Annotated in this window: 18 protein-coding genes and 1 riboswitch; of the genes, 15 read left to right on the forward strand and 3 right to left on the reverse strand. The window is 70.2% G+C overall.

The annotated features are described in order from the left end of the window. Positions 1-75 precede the first annotated feature (75 nt). Together GGR89_RS09075 and GGR89_RS09080 are read right to left on the reverse strand one after the other, a co-directional pair. On the reverse strand, positions 76-1,401 hold the full coding sequence (locus GGR89_RS09075) for an ATP-binding protein (RefSeq protein ID WP_125977149.1): 1,326 nt from the start codon (positions 1,399-1,401) through the stop codon (positions 76-78). Beyond that, positions 1,398-2,108: a response regulator transcription factor gene (locus tag GGR89_RS09080; RefSeq protein ID WP_125977156.1), complete on the reverse strand. Its 711-nt coding sequence runs from the start codon at positions 2,106-2,108 to the stop codon at positions 1,398-1,400. The genes GGR89_RS09075 and GGR89_RS09080 overlap by 4 nt, the downstream gene beginning before the upstream one ends. A gap of 146 nt (positions 2,109-2,254) precedes the next feature. On the opposite strand from GGR89_RS09080, the gene GGR89_RS09085 reads away from it, so the two are divergent. The 15 genes from GGR89_RS09085 to pncB all read left to right on the forward strand — a co-directional run bounded on the left by GGR89_RS09085 (position 2,255) and on the right by pncB (position 16,036). After that, positions 2,255-2,713, forward strand: coding sequence for a hypothetical protein (locus GGR89_RS09085; protein ID WP_125977150.1), 459 nt, complete (start codon positions 2,255-2,257; stop codon positions 2,711-2,713). A gap of 56 nt (positions 2,714-2,769) precedes the next feature. Continuing rightward, a riboswitch (cobalamin riboswitch) is annotated at positions 2,770-2,968 on the forward strand. 154 nt (positions 2,969-3,122) lie between these two features. Beyond that, complete coding sequence (gene cobT / locus GGR89_RS09090; RefSeq protein WP_125974309.1) at positions 3,123-4,139, forward strand: nicotinate-nucleotide--dimethylbenzimidazole phosphoribosyltransferase; 1,017 nt, start codon at positions 3,123-3,125, stop codon at positions 4,137-4,139. Then, complete coding sequence (locus tag GGR89_RS09095; RefSeq protein ID WP_125974308.1) at positions 4,136-4,702, forward strand: histidine phosphatase family protein; 567 nt, start codon at positions 4,136-4,138, stop codon at positions 4,700-4,702. Before cobT ends, GGR89_RS09095 begins: the two co-directional genes overlap by 4 nt. Next, entirely contained in the window at positions 4,699-5,421 is a 723-nt protein-coding gene (gene cobS, locus GGR89_RS09100; RefSeq protein ID WP_125974307.1) for an adenosylcobinamide-GDP ribazoletransferase, read from the forward strand. The genes GGR89_RS09095 and cobS overlap by 4 nt, the downstream gene beginning before the upstream one ends. Further along, positions 5,418-6,395 carry a threonine-phosphate decarboxylase gene (locus GGR89_RS09105; protein ID WP_125974304.1) on the forward strand — a complete coding sequence of 326 codons (978 nt, stop codon included), beginning with the start codon at positions 5,418-5,420 and terminating at the stop codon, positions 6,393-6,395. Before cobS ends, GGR89_RS09105 begins: the two co-directional genes overlap by 4 nt. Continuing rightward, positions 6,388-7,320 carry an adenosylcobinamide-phosphate synthase CbiB gene (gene cbiB, locus GGR89_RS09110; RefSeq protein ID WP_125974302.1) on the forward strand — a complete coding sequence of 311 codons (933 nt, stop codon included), beginning with the start codon at positions 6,388-6,390 and terminating at the stop codon, positions 7,318-7,320. Before GGR89_RS09105 ends, cbiB begins: the two co-directional genes overlap by 8 nt. Then, the gene (locus GGR89_RS09115) at positions 7,308-8,765 is read left to right on the forward strand and encodes a cobyric acid synthase (RefSeq protein ID WP_125974300.1); all 1,458 of its coding nucleotides are present in this window, start codon (positions 7,308-7,310) and stop codon (positions 8,763-8,765) included. Before cbiB ends, GGR89_RS09115 begins: the two co-directional genes overlap by 13 nt. Beyond that, positions 8,762-9,268 (forward strand): bifunctional adenosylcobinamide kinase/adenosylcobinamide-phosphate guanylyltransferase, encoded by a 507-nt coding sequence (gene cobU, locus GGR89_RS09120; protein ID WP_125974298.1) that lies wholly within the window; start codon positions 8,762-8,764, stop codon positions 9,266-9,268. Before GGR89_RS09115 ends, cobU begins: the two co-directional genes overlap by 4 nt. 14 nt (positions 9,269-9,282) lie before the next feature. Next, a complete protein-coding gene (locus tag GGR89_RS09125; protein ID WP_125974296.1) occupies positions 9,283-9,573 on the forward strand; it encodes a membrane dipeptidase in 291 nt (96 codons plus the stop codon). 116 nt (positions 9,574-9,689) lie between these two features. After that, entirely contained in the window at positions 9,690-10,142 is a 453-nt protein-coding gene (locus GGR89_RS09130; protein WP_241213255.1) for a MarR family winged helix-turn-helix transcriptional regulator, read from the forward strand. Continuing rightward, complete coding sequence (locus GGR89_RS09135) at positions 10,139-12,184, forward strand: FUSC family protein (RefSeq protein ID WP_125974294.1); 2,046 nt, start codon at positions 10,139-10,141, stop codon at positions 12,182-12,184. Before GGR89_RS09130 ends, GGR89_RS09135 begins: the two co-directional genes overlap by 4 nt. Next, entirely contained in the window at positions 12,181-12,396 is a 216-nt protein-coding gene (locus GGR89_RS09140) for a DUF1656 domain-containing protein (protein WP_125974292.1), read from the forward strand. Before GGR89_RS09135 ends, GGR89_RS09140 begins: the two co-directional genes overlap by 4 nt. Continuing rightward, positions 12,393-13,322 (forward strand): efflux RND transporter periplasmic adaptor subunit, encoded by a 930-nt coding sequence (locus tag GGR89_RS09145; RefSeq protein ID WP_241213254.1) that lies wholly within the window; start codon positions 12,393-12,395, stop codon positions 13,320-13,322. The genes GGR89_RS09140 and GGR89_RS09145 overlap by 4 nt, the downstream gene beginning before the upstream one ends. Before the next feature lie 2 nt (positions 13,323-13,324). Continuing rightward, positions 13,325-14,722 carry an efflux transporter outer membrane subunit gene (locus GGR89_RS09150; protein ID WP_125974290.1) on the forward strand — a complete coding sequence of 466 codons (1,398 nt, stop codon included), beginning with the start codon at positions 13,325-13,327 and terminating at the stop codon, positions 14,720-14,722. A 9-nt stretch (positions 14,723-14,731) separates the two neighbouring features. Continuing rightward, positions 14,732-16,036, forward strand: a complete 1,305-nt coding sequence (gene pncB, locus GGR89_RS09155; protein ID WP_125974288.1) for a nicotinate phosphoribosyltransferase — start codon at positions 14,732-14,734, stop codon at positions 16,034-16,036. Here pncB and GGR89_RS09160 read toward each other — a convergent pair. Further along, the gene (locus GGR89_RS09160) at positions 16,033-17,076 is read right to left on the reverse strand and encodes a DUF2332 domain-containing protein (RefSeq protein ID WP_241217868.1); all 1,044 of its coding nucleotides are present in this window, start codon (positions 17,074-17,076) and stop codon (positions 16,033-16,035) included. The genes pncB and GGR89_RS09160 overlap by 4 nt on opposite strands. Positions 17,077-17,086 lie beyond the last annotated feature (10 nt).

A 17,086-nucleotide genomic window follows, 5' to 3' on the forward strand; every position in this document is an offset into this window, starting at 1 on the left:
CGCGGGCATCTCTTCAGGATCGCACACTACCGATCGCCATTTGCTGCATCGCGGCGCGTTCGTAAGAAAACGTTGCTAAGCCCCTGCGCCATTGCGCGGCAGGAGGATTTCGGCGCAGAGCCCGCCGCCCTCGCGATTGGCAAGGCGAAAGCTGCCGCCCTCCGCCTCCGCCGCCCGCGCGACGATCGACAGGCCGAGGCCGAACCCCACGGTGTCGCGCGAACGTGCCGCGTCGAGCCGGACGAAGGGCTGCATCACCCGCTGAAGATCCTCCTCGGGAATGCCCGGCCCCTTGTCCTCGACGCGGATCGCCACCGCGCCGTCCGCGGGCACCAACCGGATGCAGCATTGGCCGGCATAATGAACGGCATTGTCGACGAGGTTGTTGAGCGCGCGCTTGAGCATCAGCGGGCGCAGGACATGCTCGAAATGGTCCGGGCCGTCATATTCCACGTCGCGGCCGTGATCGGCATTGTCGTCGGCGATCGTCGCGCACAGCACCGCGAGATCGACGCGCGCCGGCGTTTCCTTGTCCCCCTCCCCGCCAAGGAACGCGAGCAGCGACGAAATCATCGCCTCCATCTCGGTGATGTCGGTCTCGACCGCGGCGTGCACGTCCGGATCGGCGATCGCATCGGCGCGCAGACGCAGCCGGGCCAGCGGCGTGCGCATGTCGTGGCCCACGGCCGCGAGCGCCTGGGTGCGATCGGCGATCAGCCGCTGGATGCGCTCCTGCATGCGGTTGAACGCGCTGATCACTCGGCGCAGTTCCTTCGGACCCGCTTCCTCCACCTTCAGGATGGTGCCGGTGCCGAAGCGGTCGGCAGCGAGCGCCAGCCGTCGCATCGGCAGCAGCATGCGCCGGAGCAGGATACCGCTGATCAGGATCAGCGCCAGCGCCGGTGCCAACGCGAGCAGTATCCGCGAGAGGCCAAGGTCGGCAGCATGGACATGCTCGCGCGTTCGAAAATACATCCAGCTGCCGTCGGGCATCGGCACGGCGCCGACGATCAGCGCCTTGCTCCCTTGCGAGGTGAGTCGCAGGCGCAGGCCGTTCGAGGCGAGCGTCGGCTCCCAGAGCACGACCTGCTCGTAGAGACGGTCGAGGTCGGGCTGCTCGCGCAGGCCGCTCGGCAATTGCGGCATCCACCGCACTTCGTAGCGCGAGGTGGTGAATTCGACCGCGAGGTCCTCGCGCCGCGCGGGCGGCTGCTCGGCGAGCAGCTTGCGCGCGATCACCAGATGCTCGGCCAATCGCCGCGCTTCGTCGTCGCGCACCGCGAACTGGCTGGCCCGCTCGTAGAGCAAGGTCGATACGGCGAATTCGATAAGGATGGTCAGCAGCAGGATCGCGAAGACCTGCCCGATCAGCCCGGAGGGACGCTTGAGAAACGCCCTCAACTGCGCGTCACGGGCACGTTGAGCGTATAGCCGATGCCCCGCACGGTGACGATCGGCGCCTGGTGACCGGCATCGGAGAGCTTGCGTCGCAGCCGGCTGACCAACACGTCGATGCTGCGGTCCGAGCTGTCGCCCAGTCGGGTGCGCGAGAGTTCGATCAGTCGCTCGCGCGAGATCACCCGGCCCGAATGGTCGCACAGCGTGACGAGCAGGTCGAACTCGGCGCCCGTCAGATCGACCACCGCACCGGTCGGCGACAACAGCTCGCGCCGCGGCAGGTTGACCGTCCAGCCGTCGAACTGGATCTCGCCCTTGGGCCGCTCGGCGGTATCGCGCTCGCCCGCGCCGCGGCGGAGCACCGCACGCACCCGCGCCACCAGCTCGCGCGTGCCGAACGGCTTGGGCAGATAATCGTCCGCACCGAGTTCGAGCCCGACCACACGGTCGGTCTCGCTGCCCTTGGCCGAGATGAAGATGATCGGCACCGAGCTCTTCTGCCGGATGGCACGGCACAGATCGATGCCGCTGGTGCCGGGGAGCATCACGTCGAGCAGCACCAGGTCCACCGGCCCCTGCTCCAGCGCCAGCCACATCTCCGGCGCGGAGGAGGCAGGGCGCACCGTATAGCCGTTTTCCTGGAGCGCGCGGGCGGTCAGCGTGCGCAGCTGGGGATCGTCCTCGACCAATATGATCGTGGGAAGGCTCAGCGGGGGTTCACCTGCATACATCGCGCAGGAACCTAGGGACGGCGATCCGGAGGGTCAACGCCGCCGCGCCGTATCGCGGCGTGACGCGGGTCACGGGCGCTGCGTTTCGCGCGCGATACAAGGCGCCATATCGTGGGGAAATTATCATGCAGATGCCGCGCCTCCATCGTTCCGTCCTGCCCGGCCGCACGCGTGCGGATCGCGGCGCGCTGGCGGCCATCGAGCTGCAAGGCCTGAGCCAGGAAATGACCCCGGCGCGCGACGATTCGGCATTCGGCCCCCGCCACCTGCTCGCGGCGCTCGACGGTCTTTCCGCGGCGGTGATCGAGGCGACCGGAAGCTGGGCGTTCCTCACTGCCGAGCGGATCCAGCTGATCGACGCGGCACACAAGCTCGCCTGGCTGCTGGTCCGCGTGAATCGCAGCGAAGCGGCGATCGCCCGTGCGCCGGATCTCGCAGGCACCACCCGTGCGATCGCCTCCGCCACCTACAGGCTGCGCGCGGTGCAGGAGTTGGGCGAAGGCGCCGATGCGATCCAGCCGCTGTTCGACCTGATCGTGCGCATTGACCAGCTGCTGCCGCGCACCGCCCAGCTGTACCAATAAGCACGCGCGGCGCTGGCATATCGCCGGCAGCGCGGCTAGAGGGTCGGCGAAGGTTTGACCTTCGAACCCATGCCGGTGCCCGTTCGCGGGCGAGAAGGGAATGCGGTACGGGCGCCTCGGCGCCCAAGACCGCAGCTGCCCCTGCAACTGTGTGCGGCGAGCGGCCGGGCAAAGGCCATTGGGAGCGATCCCGAGAAGGCGCCCGAACCGCGACGACCCGCGAGCCAGGAGACCTGCCGGCACGGGGTCGCTCACGCCTGGTCCAGGGTGCGGCCACGGCGCGGAATCCTCCGTTCGAGCGACGAGAATGTGCCGGGCACGCGACTGTGCGCCCGGTCGATTGTCATTGCAGGAACGAGGCGACGAACGTGTACATCAATGCTTTCCCCAAGCGCGGCGCAGGCGCGGCATGATCGATCTGTCGAGCGTCGCCGCGTTCGGTCGCGCGCTGGCTTCGCTGCCTTCTCGCGACGCGGCTGCCGCGGATGCCGCGCGGCAACGCCAGCAGCAGCTCACCAAGCCGCCGGGTTCGCTGGGGCGGCTGGAGGACCTCGCGATCTTCCTCGCCGGTTGGCAGGGCCGTGCGCACCCCTCGATGGATGCGGCGCGGGCGGTGATCTTCGCCGGCAACCACGGCGTCGCCGCGCAGGGCGTCAGCGCCTTCCCCGCTGAAGTGACCACGCAAATGGTCGCCAATTTCGCGGCGGGCGGTGCCGCGATCAACGCACTGACCGGCGCGATCGGGATGCGGCTGGACGTGGTCGCACTCGACCTCGACCGCCCCACCTGCGACTTCACCACCGGCCCGGCGATGGACGAAGCCGATTGCCTTGACGCACTCCAGCAGGGCGCCGCGGTGGTAACTGCCGATACCGATCTGCTGCTGCTCGGCGAGATGGGCATCGCCAACTCGACGGCGGCCGCGGCGCTTTGCCTGCGCAGCTTCGGGGGCACGCCGGCGGATTGGGCCGGCCCCGGCACCGGCCTCGACGCGCACGGCGTCGGCCACAAGGGCGCGGTGATCGCCCGCGCGATCGAGGTCCATGCCGAGGCACTCCACACGCCCTTCGAGACGCTGCGGCGGCTGGGCGGTCGCGAACTGGCGGCGATTGCCGGCGCCGTCCTCGCCGCGCGCCATGCGGGGGTGCCGGTGCTGCTCGACGGCTTCATCTGCTGTGCATCGCTCGCGCCCTTGGCAGCGACGGCACCCGGCATCGTCGACCATTGCATCGCCGGCCATTGCTCAGCCGAACCCGGCCATGCACGGCTGCTCGCGCGGCTGGGGCTGGAGCCGCTGCTGCGGCTCGACATGCGGCTGGGCGAAGGCAGCGGCGCAGCGGTGGCCGCAGCGGTGCTGCGCTCGGCGCTGGCCGCGCACAACGGCATGGCGACCTTTGCCGAGGCAGGCGTCGCCGGCGGCGCATGAGCGGCATCGTCCTCCACCTGCTGCGCCACGGCATCACCGAGGCCGACGGCCGGCTGATCGGCCGCACCGACGCGCAGCCGCTCGCGGAGGGGGTCGACGCCTGCGTCGCGCGCGCAAACGGGCTGGCGGTGGACGCAGTGGTGAGCTCCGATCGCGCCCGCAGTGCGGTACCTGCAAGGCAGATCGCGGCCGCCCTGTCCCTTGAAGCCGGCGAAGACCCTCGCTGGCGCGAACTCGATTTCGGCGCATGGGACGGGCTGTCCTTCGACGCGATCGACGCCGAGGCACTCGCCGCATTCCAGGCGGAACCGGCGCGTCATGTGCCCCCCGGCGGCGAAACCTGGCCGGCACTTGTTGCGCGCGTCGGCGACGCGATCGATGCCATCGACCGCCCGACCCTTGTGGTAACCCATGGCGGTGCGATGCGGGCGGCGCTCGCCAGCCTGTGCACCTTCGACTTCCCCCACCTCTGGAACATCGCTTTGCCCCATGCCGCGCTGCTGAGCCTGCGCGTTTGGCCCGGCACCCCGCGCGTCGGCCAGATCATCGGACTCGTGACATGAGAGAATTCGTCCTCGCCCTCCAGTTCCTCACGCGCCTGCCGCTGCCCGCGGTTAAGGCGAACGACGCGACCTTCGCCCGATCGATGCGCTGGTTCCCTGCGGCCGGGCTGCTGGTCGGGCTGGTGCTGCTCGTCGCCCTGTTGCTAGGCAATTTGCTCGATCCCTGGACCGGCGCCCTGCTCGGCCTCTTCGCCTGGGTAAGCGTCACCGGCGCGCTCCATCTCGACGGGCTCGCCGACCTCGCCGATGCCCGCGGCGCGCTGCACAAGGGGGGCGAGCGGCTGCGCGAAGTGCTCGCCGACCCGCATGTGGGCAGCTTCGGGGTAGTGGCGATCGGGCTGCAGCTGCTTGCCAAGCTGGTGCTGCTCCACGCGCTGCTGGCCAGCCCCGGCTGGTGGACCATCCTGTTCGTCCCCGCCGCCGCCCGCTTCGGCCCGCTGGTGTGGACGCGCTGGCTGCCGCCGCTGCACGAGGGGCTGGCCAGCCGCTTCCGCAGCGCGGTGCGCCCCGCCGACCTGATCGTCTGGCTGGTGCTGCTCGCCTTCGCCGCCGCGCTTGCGGCCCCCGCGCTGCTCGCAGCGCCCGTGCTGATTGCCGCCTGGGGCTGGCGGATCCAGCGCCTGCTTGGCGGCATCTCGGGGGACGGGCATGGCGCCGGGATCGAGCTGGTCGAGACCGGCCTGCTGCTGGCGCTGGTGATCGCGCCACACCTAGGATGAGCGATCCGCTGCGCCACCATGGCGGCAACCTCGCCGCTGCCCGAGCGAGGTATGGCGACGGGCCGTGGCTCGACCTTTCGACCGGGATCAACCCGGTGCCCTGGCCGGTGCCCGTCGATCTCGACGTCGACCTGGGGCCGTTGCCCGATCCGTCGCTGCTCGCCGATCTCGAAACGGCGGCGGCAGCCCATTTCGGCCTGGTGCCCGAACAGGTCTGCGCAATCCCGGGCAGCGAAATGGGGCTGCGGCTGCTGGGACAATTGCTGGGCGGCAGCGCCTACCACCGCGTGCCGGGATACCGCACCCATGGCGCGGCCTTCGCCGACAGTCTGCCACTGTCCGCGGACGGTCCCGTGTCGGGCGACGCAGCGCTGCTCCTCGCAAACCCGAACAACCCTTGCGGCACGCTGCGCGACCGGGCGGCGCTGGAGGCGATGCTCGCCGAGCGCACCGCCGCGGGCGGCTGGTTGATCGTCGACGAAGCCTTTGCCGATGCGCATCCGGAGGCGAGCATCGCGCCGCTGGTGAACGATACGCGCCGGCTGATCGTGTTCCGCTCGTTCGGCAAATTCTTCGGACTGGCCGGGCTTCGGCTCGGCTTCGTCCTGGCCCCCCGCCTTATCCTCGCCCGCTACCGCGCCCTCCTCGGCGACTGGCCGATCGACGCGAGCGCGCTGGCGATCGGCACCCGCGCCTATCGCGACCGGGCTTGGATCGAGGCGACGCGGACCGCGCTTTCGGCCCGAGCTTCGACCTTTGACCGCCTGCTCGAAACGCACGGGCTGCTACCCGGGGGCAAGTCGCCGCTGTTCCGGCTGGCCTCCCACCCGGACGCCGCAGCGATCTTCGAGCGGCTGGCCCAGGCGCACATCCTCGTCCGCCCGTTCGACTATGCCCCGCGCTGGCTGCGCTTCGGTGTCCCGGCCGACGCCGCCGCGCTGGACCGTGTAGACCGGGCACTCCGCCATGGCTGAGCCGGTCGCGCTCGCCGCGCTGGCGCTGGAGGCGGCGGTCGGCTGGCCGGCCTGGCTCTACGCGCGGATCGGACATCCGGTCGGCGGCTTCGCCCGGCTGATCGCCGCCTGCGAGCGCCGCTGGAACCGGCCCAAGGCTCCGGAGCAGCGCCGCCGGCGGTTCGGTGTCGCAACGGTGTTGCTGCTCTTTCTGATCGCGATCGCGGCCGGACTTGCGATCGAAGCCGTTGCGGCGCATTCCTCCTTCGGCTGGCTGGTGCTCGTGATCGCGGCCTTTCCGGGGCTCGCCCAGCATAGCCTCTACGTCCATGTCCGCCCCGTCGCAGCAGCGCTGGCGCGCGGTGACCTGACTGCGGCGCGCACGGCGGTCGGCTATATCGTCGGGCGCGACACCGCACGGCTCGACGCACCCGGTGTTGCTCGCGCCGCGATCGAAAGCCTCGCCGAGAGTTTCTGCGACGGCGTCGTCGCACCGCTGTTCTGGCTGCTCGTCGCCGGGCTGCCCGGTCTGTGGGCGTACAAGGCGATCAACACCGCCGACAGCCTGATCGGCCATCGCGAGCCCCGCTGGCGCGCCTTTGGCTGGGCGGCAGCGCGCACCGACGACCTGCTCAACCTGGTGCCCGCACGGCTATCGGGCATGCTGCTCTGCCTGGCCGGTGGGCGCGGCTGGCGGACCTTGTGGCGCGACGCCGGCAAGCACGCGTCGCCCAATGCCGGCTGGCCCGAAGCGGCGATGGCCGGTGCCCTCGGCCTGCGGCTCGCGGGGCCGATCGCCTATGACGGGGTGGTCGCCGACAAGCCGTGGATCGGCGACGGCCGCGCCGAGGCGACCGCGCACGATATCCGCCGCGCGCTCGCCCTCTATGTCCGCACCTGCGGGCTGCTATGGATCCTCGCCGGAGGGGTCGCATGGCTGCGCTGATGCTGCAGGGGACCGGATCGGACGTCGGCAAGTCGGTGCTCGTCGCCGGGCTTTGCCGCGCGCTCGCCAACCGCGGCCTCCGCGTCCGGCCGTTCAAGCCGCAGAACATGTCGAACAACGCCGCGGTGACCGAGGATGGCGGCGAGATCGGCCGCGCCCAGGCGCTCCAGGCGCTCGCCTGCCGCGTGGCGCCGCATACCGACATGAACCCGGTGCTGCTCAAGCCCCAGGCCGATCGCACGTCCCAGCTGGTGGTGCACGGCAAGGTGCGCGGCACGCTCCACGCCGGCAATTACCGCGAGGCGCGCAAGGCGCTGCTCGGCGAGGTTCTGACCAGCTATCACCGCCTCTCGGCCGCGTGCGACCTGGTGCTGGTGGAAGGCGCAGGTTCGCCCGCCGAGATCAACCTGCGCGCCGGCGACATCGCGAACATGGGCTTCGCCCGCGCCGCGAAGGTGCCCGTGATCCTGGTCGGCGACATCGATCGCGGCGGGGTGATCGCGGCGGTTGTCGGCACCCGCGCGGTGCTCGACGCCGAGGATGCGGCGATGATCCGGGGTTTTCTGATCAACAAGTTCCGCGGCGATCCTGCACTGTTCTCTGACGGCTATGCGCAGATCGAAGAACGCTCCGGCTGGCGCGGCTATGGCCTGATCCCTTGGCTGCGCGACGCATCGCGGCTGCCGAGCGAGGACGCGGTGGTGCTCGAGCGCGGCGCGAAGGCGGAGGGCGGCCGCATGCTGATCGCCTGCCCGATGCTGCCGCGCATCGCCAATTTCGACGATCTCGATCCGCTCAAGCTCGAACCCGGCGTCACGCTGGCGATGATCCCGCCGGGCAGGCCGCTGCCGGGCGACGCGGCGCTGGTGATCCTGCCCGGCTCCAAGGCGACGATCGCCGACCTCGCGGCCTTGCGCGAACAAGGCTGGGACATCGACCTGCTGGCGCACCACCGACGCGGCGGCGCCATCCTCGGCATTTGCGGCGGCTATCAGATGCTCGGCCGCACGATCACCGACCCGCACGGGATCGAGGGCCCGGCGGGCAGTGCCCCCGGGCTCGGCCTGCTCGACGTGGACACGGAACTCACCCGCGAGAAGGCGCTGCGGCCTGCGCGGGGCACCGCCCTCGGCGCGGAGATCCATGGATACGAGATGCACATGGGCGTCACTAGCGGCCCGGACACCGCCCACCCCTTCGCGACGCTCGACACCGGCTCGGACGGCGCCATTGCGCAGGATGGCCGCGTATTCGGCACCTATCTCCACGGCCTGCTCGCCAGCACGGAGCTTCGCCGGGCGCTGCTCGCGCGGATCGGCATCGCCTCAAGCGGGATGGATTATGCCGCCTCGGTCGATACCGCACTCGATGCGATCGCGGCCGAGCTCGAAACCCATGTCGACATCCCCGCGCTGATCGCGCTCGCCCAGGAAGCACCCCGATGACCAGCCTTTTCGTCCTCGGCGGCGCCCGTTCGGGCAAGAGCCGCTACGCGCAGGCCCGCGCCGAGTCGCTCGCCGGTGACCTGCTCTACCTGGCCACCGCGCAGGCGTTCGACGCGGAGATGGAGGAGCGCATCGCCCGCCACCGCGCCGACCGCGGCCCGCGCTGGTCGACGCTCGACGTGCCGCTCGACTTGCCCGCCGCGATCCTGGCCAATGCGGCGCCGGGCCGCGTGCTGCTGGTCGACTGCCTGACGCTGTGGACCTCGAACCTGATGTTCGCCGAGCGCGATCTCGACGCCGAGACGGAGGCGCTCGCCACCGCCGTGACGCAGGCCGCCGGTCCGGTGATCCTCGTCGCCAACGAAGTCGGCCTCGGCATCGTGCCCGACAACGCCCTCGCCCGCCGCTTCCGCGACGCCGCCGGGCGGATCAACCAGGCGATCGCCGCGACAGCGGACGAAGTGCAATTCATCGCCGCCGGACTGCCGCTGCCGCTGAAATAGGCGGCAGTTGACGGATCGGCGACAGCGCCACCGACACGCCCGAATGGCGCGGCTTCAGCCCGCTCGGGCGGCAATGGGTGGCGGAGATGAACCGGCTGGGCATGGTGATCGACGTCAGCCACGCCTCGGACGACGTGTTCGACCAGGCGCTGGCACTGTCGAAGACGCCGATCCTCGCCTCGCATTCCGGACCCAAAGCGATCTTCGATCATCCGTGCAACCTCGACGACGCGCGGATGCGCAAGCCGGCGGCGGCGGGCGAGGTGCTGCAGATCAACAGCGTCTATCTCGCGCCAGCGGTGTAGGTACCTGGCGGCGATTCCCTGAGCGAGCGGCCGCGGCGCATCCCACATAAAAAACATCCTGCCCATACCAGCGGAGAGCTTGACCTGATTAGTTAGCGTCCTAACTAACGGCCCTCATGGCCGATCGGCAAACCCTGGAACGCGCGCTCGCGACGCGAATGAACCCCGCATCGCGGGCGTGGCAGCGGCTGGGCGACGCAGCCCTTGCCTCGCTCGATATCTCCAGCTCGACCGGATGGACGCTGGTCTATCTTCAGCGACTGGGCGAGGACACGCGGCAGGCGGACCTCGCCCGCGCCGTGGGTGTGACCGAGGCGTCGCTGGTTCGGACGTTGCACGCACTGGAAGACGCCGGGCTCGTCGAACGCATCGCCGATCCGCGCGACCGCCGTGCCAACACGCTGCGGCTGACAAATGCCGGCGTTTCGCTTGCGTCACGGATCGACGCGCGGCTCGCCGCGTTGCGCAGCGAGTTGCTCGATGGGGTGAGTGACGAAGCGCTGGAGACGACCTTGGCGGTACTCGATCATCTGGCGGCGCGTCTCGCCGAACGGCGGCCGCAGCCATGAACGATCGCTGGGGCATCGACGCCGCCGTCTTCTCGCTCAAATCCTATGCGGCGGCGATGCTCGCCATCTATCTGGCGCTGTCGATCGGGCTCGACCGTCCCTATTGGTCGTTCCTCACCGCCTATATCGTCGCGCAACCGCTGGCGGGCGCGGTGCTCTCCAAGGCGCTGTTCCGCGTGATCGGCACGGTCGTCGGCGCCGCCGCCGCCGTGGCGATGGTGCCGCCGCTGATCAACACCCCCGAGCTGCTGGTGCTCGCCATTTCCGGATGGCTCGCTCTCTGCGTGTTCGTCTCGCTGCTCGACCGGACCCCGCGCTCCTACATGTTCGTGCTGGCGGGCTATAGCGCCGTGCTGATCGTGCTGCCGAGTGTCGATGCGCCGGGCACCATCTTTACCGTGGCGAGCCTGCGCGTGCAGGAGATCACCCTGGGCATTCTCTGCGGCAGCCTGGTGCACGCCGTGGTCTTCCCCCGCTCGGTCGCCGCCTTCCTGCTCACCCGCGTCTCGTCCATCCTCAAGGATGCCGAGCGCTGGTCGCACGATTCGATCGCGCTGGAGCCGGTCGCCGGCGTGGATGCCGAACGCCGCCGCCTCGCCGCCGACATCACCGAGCTCCACCAGCTCTCGATCCATCTGCCGTACGAGACCGCCCGCACCACCCCGCGTGTGCGGACGGTCCGGGCGCTACAGGACCAGCTTTCGCTCCTCATGCCGCTGGGCGCGGCGGTTGACGATCGCACCGTGCAGTTGCTCGCGCATGGCGGGCTGCCGCAGGACGTGGCCGCGTTGCTCGTCGATACGCAACAATGGCTGAAGACGCTCGATCGCGACCGCGACGAGCGCGCCGCCGACGCCGCCATCCTCGAGGCGCGCTGCGCTGCGCTCGAGCCCGACGTCCACCCGGGCAGCACCTGGCACGACCTGCTGCTGCTCAGCCTGCTTTCGCGCCTGTCCGCGCTGATCGGCGCGCATCGCGACTGCCGCGAACTCGCCGAGCAGCTCGCCACGCTCGATCGCCGCCCGGTGAGCCCGCGCGTTGCCGAGCTGCTCGAAGGCCGCCGCGGTCGCGAACTCCATATCGACTGGATCGGCGCGGCGCGCGGTGCGCTCGGCGCCTTCCTCACCCTGGCCGTCGGCTCGGCGATCTGGATCGCGAGCGGCTGGTCGGAAGGGTCGACCGCGGTGATGCTCGCGGGCGTGTTCCTCGCGCTGTTCGCCGCCGCGCCCGATCCGCTGCTGCCGCTGCGCACCTTCTTCTGGGGGACGTTGGTCGCGACGATCCTGGGAGCGATCTACGGCTATGCGATCATGCCGCGGCTCGACGGATTCGGGCAGCTCGCCGCGGCGATGGCGCCGCCGCTGCTGATCCTCGGCGCGATGATGCATTCGCCGAAGTGGATGGGCCTGGCGCTGCCGACGCTGCTCGGCCTCGGCAGCCCGCTGCTCATTTCGGCAAAATACACCAGCGCCTTCGCCAGCTTCGTCAACGGCGCGATCGCGCAGCTGATGGGAGTCGCCTTCGCCATCGTCATGGCGCGGCTGCTACAGTCTGCGGGCATCGAGCAGGCGATCCGGCGGACGCTCCGCGCCGGCTGGGCCGACATCGCCGAGCGCAGCACCTTGATGACGCCCCCCGACATCCGCGGCTGGATCAACCGCATGCTCGATCGCATCGCGCTCCTGGCACCGCGACTGGCGCTGAGCGGCCGCTCCCCGGGCAAGCCGCTCTATGACGCGCTGCGCGACCTGCGCACCGGTGTGGCGATTGCGGAATTGCGCGCGCTGCGGCTCGAACTACCCCCCGAACGCTCGGCGCCGCTCACCGAGGTGCTTCGCGATGTCGGCGACTATTACCGCCGGCTCGAACCGGAAGTGGAAAAGCCCGAGGACCCTGGCTTGCTTGCCCATATCGATACCGCGCTCCACGCCATTGCGCAGGACAATGACGCGACCGTCCGCCGCACCGCCGCGCTCGGCCTGCTCGCGCTGCGCCGCAATCTCTTCCCCAACGCAGATCCCATGCCGGAGGCCAGGCTGTGACCGGCGAAATCTCCATCGACGGCGTGTTCGTGCCGACGCTGCTGCTGCTCGGGGTGCTTGCCATGGTGCTGACGATGGCGCTCGCCCGCCTGTTCAACGCCTTCGGCCTGTATCGCTTCGTCGCCTATCGGGCGCTCGTTGATCTGTGCCTGTTCATCCTCCTGCTCGGCCTGCTCGCCTGGGCCACCCCCTCGATCGGATTCCACCCATGAAACGCTACCTTCCCGCCCTCGGCCGCAGCGCCGCGACGATCCTGATCGTGATCGCCGCCGCCTTCGTCGCGTTGTGGTTGTGGCAGCATTATGCACGCAGCCCCTGGACGCGCGACGGGCGCGTGCGGGCGGACGTGGTGCGGGTGACGCCGGACATTGCCGGGCTGGTGACGGCGGTAGCCGTGCACGACAACCAGCAGGTCAAGGCGGGCGACCTGCTCTTCGTGATCGACCAGCCGCGCTATGCGCTGGCACTCGCCCAGGCGCGCGCCAGCGTGGAGAGCGCGCGCGCGACGCTCAACCAGGCGCAGCGGGAGGCGCGGCGCGACCTTGCGCTCGGCAATCTCGTCGCCGCCGAGACGCACGAGCAGAATGTCGCGCGTGTCGCCACCGCCCAGGCCGCGCTCGCCCAGGCGCTGACCTCGGTGCAGAGCGCCGAGCTCAACGTCTCGCGCACCCGGGTGAAGGCGTCGGTCAACGGCACCGTGACCAATCTCGATCTGCACCCCGGCGACTATGTCGCGGTAGGGCAGCAGGCGATGGCGCTGATCGACACCGACAGCCTGCGCGTCGAAGGCTATTTCGAGGAAACCAAGCTGCCCAGCATCCGCATCGGCGCACCGGTGACGGTGGAGCTGATGGGCGAGCCGCGGCTACTCCACGGCGTCGTCGAGAGCATCGCCGCGGGCATCAACGACACCACGCGCAGCAATTCGGGCAACCTGCTGCCCAGCGTCGACCCCACCTTCACCTGGGTCCGCCTCGCCCAGCGTATCCCGGTTCGGGTGAAGCTCACCCGGCTGCCGCCCGATATCCGCCTGATCGCCGGCCGCACCGCCACGGTGACGATCCAGCCGGTCGCGACCGCACAGCCCGTGCAGGCCAAGCCGACGCCGACTCCCTCCGCTACCCCGAAGGCCCAGTGACCATGCGCCGCCTCACCCTGCTCGCCGCGCTCGCGCTGATCGCCGGCTGCACCCGCGCCGGGCCGGACTATCACCCGCCGGTCGCCGGCCCCGCCAACGATCCCGCAGCCACCGGCAAGTTCCTCTCGGCGCAGGACAAGGCCTTCGCCGACGAACCGCTGCCCGATCGCTGGTGGCGGCTCTATGCCGATCCGCGGCTGGACGCGCTGGTCGAGCAGGCGCTGGCGGCAAATACCGATCTCCGCGCCGCCGACGCCAATCTCCGCCGTGCCGAGGCGGTCGTCCGCCAGACCGAGGCCTCGCGCCAGCTGACCACCGATCTCTCCGGCGGCACGACGCTGTCCCGCCCTTCGGGCACCGGTACCACCTTGCCGGGGACGCTCGGCTACAATCTGGGCATTTCCGTCGGCTACCCGCTCGACGTGCGCGGCAAGATCGCGCGGGCGATCGAAGCCAGCCTTGCCGACCGCGATGCCGTCGCCGCCGCACGCGATGCGGTGCGGATCAGCGTCGCCGCCGCCACCGCCCGCGCCTATGCCGATGTCTGCGCCGCCAATTTCCGGCTCGCCGCAACCCAGCGTATCGTCGCCCTTCAGCGCCAGACCTTCGGCGCGACCCAGCGGCTCCAGCGCGCCGGCCGCGGCACCGCCTTCGACGTGACGCGCGCCCAGGCGGCGGTGCAGACCAGCGAAGCTAATCTGCCGATCTTCGCCGCCCAGCGCCGCGCCGGGCTCTACACGCTCGCCGCGCTGCTCGGCCGTCCTGCGGCCGACTATCCGCGCGATGTCGAGAGCTGCGCCGCCCTCCCCGCCCTGCCCCGCCCGATGCCGGTGGGCGACGGCGCCGCGCTGCTCCGCCGCCGCCCCGACATTCGCCAGGCCGAACGCACCATCGCCGGCGACACGGCACGGATCGGGGTCGCCACCGCCGATCTCTACCCGCAGATCAACCTCGCCGGCTCGGCGGGGCTGAGCGGCCTGGTCGATCGCGCCGGCGGCCCGACCTCCTTCGGCTTCAGCCTGGGACCGCTAATCAGCTGGAGCTTCCCCAATCGCCCCGCTGTCCGCGCTCGGATCGAGGCGGCAGGTGCGCAGGTCGATGCCGACATCGCCCGTTTCGATTCCACCGTGCTCAGCGCACTCCGCGACACCGAAACCGCGCTGGAGACCTATGCCCGCGACCGCGACCAGGCCGAGGCGCTCCGCCAGGCGCGCGACAGCGCGGCGACGGCGGCGGACCAGGCCGGCCGGCTGTTCCGCTTCGGCCGCAGCGATTTCCTCGCGCTGCTCCAGGCGCAGAGCAGCCTCGCCCAGGCGGAAGCCAGCTATGCCACGGCCGAGGCGAAGCTGCCCGACGACCAGATAGCGATCTTTCTCGCACTTGGCGGCGGCTGGGAATAAGAAGGCGCCATGACCTTCACCGATATTGCGAGCCGGACCTACAACCATAATTTCCGGCTCGATCCGATCGTCCGCAGCCTGCTCGACACGGACTTCTACAAGCTGCTGATGCTGCAGATGATCCGGCGTCTCCATCCCGAGACGCAGGTCACCTTCTCGCTAATCAACCGCAGCAAGTCGGTGCGGCTCGCCGAGGTGATCGACGAGGCCGAACTGCGCGCCCAGCTCGACCATGCCCGCTCGCTGCGCTTCGCCAAGAAGGAACTGATCTGGCTCGCCGGCAACAGCTTCTACGGCAAGACCCAGATGTTCGCGCCGGACTTCCTCGCCTGGCTCGCCGAGTTTCAGCTGCCGGAATATGAACTGGAGCGGCGCGACGGCCAGTTCGTGCTCCACTTCCACGGCCCCTGGACCCACACGACGATGTGGGAAATTCCGGCGTTGACCATCGTCAACGAACTCCGGTCGCGCGCGGCGATGCGGGGTCGCGACCGGTTCGCGCTCGACGTGCTCTATGCCCGCGCCAAGGCCAAGCTGTGGGACAAGGTCGAGCGGCTGCGGACGCTCCCCGATCTCGTGCTGTCGGACTTCGGCACCCGCCGCCGCCACGGCTTCCTGTGGCAGCGCTGGTGCGTCGAGGCGCTCAAGGAAGGGCTCGGCCACCGCTTCATCGGCACGTCGAACGTGCTGCTCGCCATGGACGCGGACCTGGAGGCGATCGGCACCAATGCGCACGAGCTGCCGATGGTGGAAGCGGCGCTTTCGCCCGACGACGCCAGCCTCGCGGATGCGCCCTACCGCGTGCTCGAGCAGTGGCGCGCCCATTATGGCGGCAATCTGCTGATCGCGCTGCCCGATGCGTTCGGGACCACCTCGTTCCTCGCCCGCGCGCCCGACTGGGTGGGCGACTGGACCGGCTTCCGCCCGGACAGCGCGCCGCCGATCCCGGGCGGCGAGCAGATCATCCGCTGGTGGCAGGCGCATGGCCGCGATCCGCGCGAGAAGCTGTTGATCTTCTCCGACGGCATGGACGTCGAATCGATCGAGGCGACCTATCGCCATTTCAATGGGCGGGTGCGGATGAGCTTCGGCTGGGGCACCAACCTCACCAACGATTTCCGCGGCTGCGATCCGGAGGGTGAGGCCGGGCTGGAGCCGATCTCGCTGGTCTGCAAGGTGGTGGCGGCGAACGGCCGCCCGGCGGTTAAGCTCTCCGACAATCCGGCCAAGGCCACCGGCGAGCCTGCCGAGATCGAGCGCTACCTACGCGTATTCGGCAGCGAGGGCCGCACCGAGCACGCGGTGCAGGTCTAGCCGCGCCAGTCGACCGAATTGCCATAGGGGTGGCACGTCGCGAGCACGCGGCGTTCCTCCCCGCCGGGGAACCAGCTGAGCGACAGCCGCACTTCGCTGCGCGTCTCGGTCCATTCGAAGCCGACCCAGGCGAGCGGTCGCTCGGGCGTGGCATATTGCCCGGCATCCTGGATCATCGCGACCACCGCGGCACGGTCGCGCGGCGGCAGATATTGCAGCACCATCGAGTGCATCACGACGCGGCAGACGCCCGCTTCCTGCGGCACGGCGAGTTGGCGGGCGAGCCACTCGGAAGCATCCCCCTTCTCGATCTGGGGCGGATGACGCCGCGCCATGCCCAGTGCCTCTTCCAGCCGGTGTAGCCGTAGCGGCTGGTCGGCGAAGATATAGGCCATCAGGCGCTCGCAGGTCGCCGGATCCGAAGCGCTGAGCGGATTGAGGTCGACGCCGCGTGCAGAGACGACTTCCAGCGGCGCAGGCTGCGGCGCCGGGCCGTGCCAGTCGGGCGTCACCTGCACCGGCGACTGGCGATCCCCGGCGAGCGCCCCGCCGAGATCGAACCCGTAGCGGCCGAGATTGAGGTTGAGGCCGCAACTCGAACCGATTTCCAGGATCTCGAACGGCAGGCCGAAGCGGCGGCGCACCTGCATCAGCGCCGCGACGATCGCCCCGGAGCGACCGACTTCATTGGTCTGCGGCGTGCGGCGCAGGAAGCCGGCGATCAAATCGTCTTCGACGGCCAGCGCCTCGCCGATCGCGCCGTCGAAATCGTCATGTTCGTGGCGATACAGCGCCGCCAGGGCCGGCGGATTGCCGCGGCGGGCGAGGAAGTGGAGCGCAGCGTTGAAGCGCATCGCGAGTGCCGCGGAGGCAGGATCGCCCTCCCAGTGCGTGATCAGCGCCTCGCTGTGCGGGCCGCGGCCAAGCTGGCGCAATCCGGCCGCCAGCACCTCGCCGATGAACGGCGAGCCCAGCTCGGTGGCGACGCGCGCCATGCGCGCGATCTCCGCAATACCCGTCCGGGGTGCGATCATGTTCATTACCATTTCC

The sequence above is a fragment of the Sphingomonas trueperi genome (assembly GCF_011927635.1).
Classification (GTDB): Bacteria; Pseudomonadota; Alphaproteobacteria; order Sphingomonadales; family Sphingomonadaceae; genus Sphingomonas; species Sphingomonas trueperi.

Coding starts and splice junctions, on each gene's coding strand:
- GGR89_RS09135 (WP_125974294.1), top strand. CDS start 10,139: ATGAACGATCGCTGGGGCATCGACGCCGCCGTCTTCTCGCTCAAATCC.
- GGR89_RS09150 (WP_125974290.1), top strand. CDS start 13,325: ATGCGCCGCCTCACCCTGCTCGCCGCGCTCGCGCTGATCGCCGGCTGC.
- GGR89_RS09115 (WP_125974300.1), top strand. CDS start 7,308: ATGGCTGCGCTGATGCTGCAGGGGACCGGATCGGACGTCGGCAAGTCG.
- cobT (WP_125974309.1), top strand. CDS start 3,123: ATGATCGATCTGTCGAGCGTCGCCGCGTTCGGTCGCGCGCTGGCTTCG.
- GGR89_RS09095 (WP_125974308.1), top strand. CDS start 4,136: ATGAGCGGCATCGTCCTCCACCTGCTGCGCCACGGCATCACCGAGGCC.
- GGR89_RS09160 (WP_241217868.1), bottom strand. CDS start 17,076: ATGAACATGATCGCACCCCGGACGGGTATTGCGGAGATCGCGCGCATG.
- pncB (WP_125974288.1), top strand. CDS start 14,732: ATGACCTTCACCGATATTGCGAGCCGGACCTACAACCATAATTTCCGG.
- cobU (WP_125974298.1), top strand. CDS start 8,762: ATGACCAGCCTTTTCGTCCTCGGCGGCGCCCGTTCGGGCAAGAGCCGC.
- GGR89_RS09105 (WP_125974304.1), top strand. CDS start 5,418: ATGAGCGATCCGCTGCGCCACCATGGCGGCAACCTCGCCGCTGCCCGA.
- GGR89_RS09145 (WP_241213254.1), top strand. CDS start 12,393: ATGAAACGCTACCTTCCCGCCCTCGGCCGCAGCGCCGCGACGATCCTG.
- GGR89_RS09130 (WP_241213255.1), top strand. CDS start 9,690: ATGGCCGATCGGCAAACCCTGGAACGCGCGCTCGCGACGCGAATGAAC.
- cbiB (WP_125974302.1), top strand. CDS start 6,388: ATGGCTGAGCCGGTCGCGCTCGCCGCGCTGGCGCTGGAGGCGGCGGTC.
- cobS (WP_125974307.1), top strand. CDS start 4,699: ATGAGAGAATTCGTCCTCGCCCTCCAGTTCCTCACGCGCCTGCCGCTG.
- GGR89_RS09085 (WP_125977150.1), top strand. CDS start 2,255: ATGCAGATGCCGCGCCTCCATCGTTCCGTCCTGCCCGGCCGCACGCGT.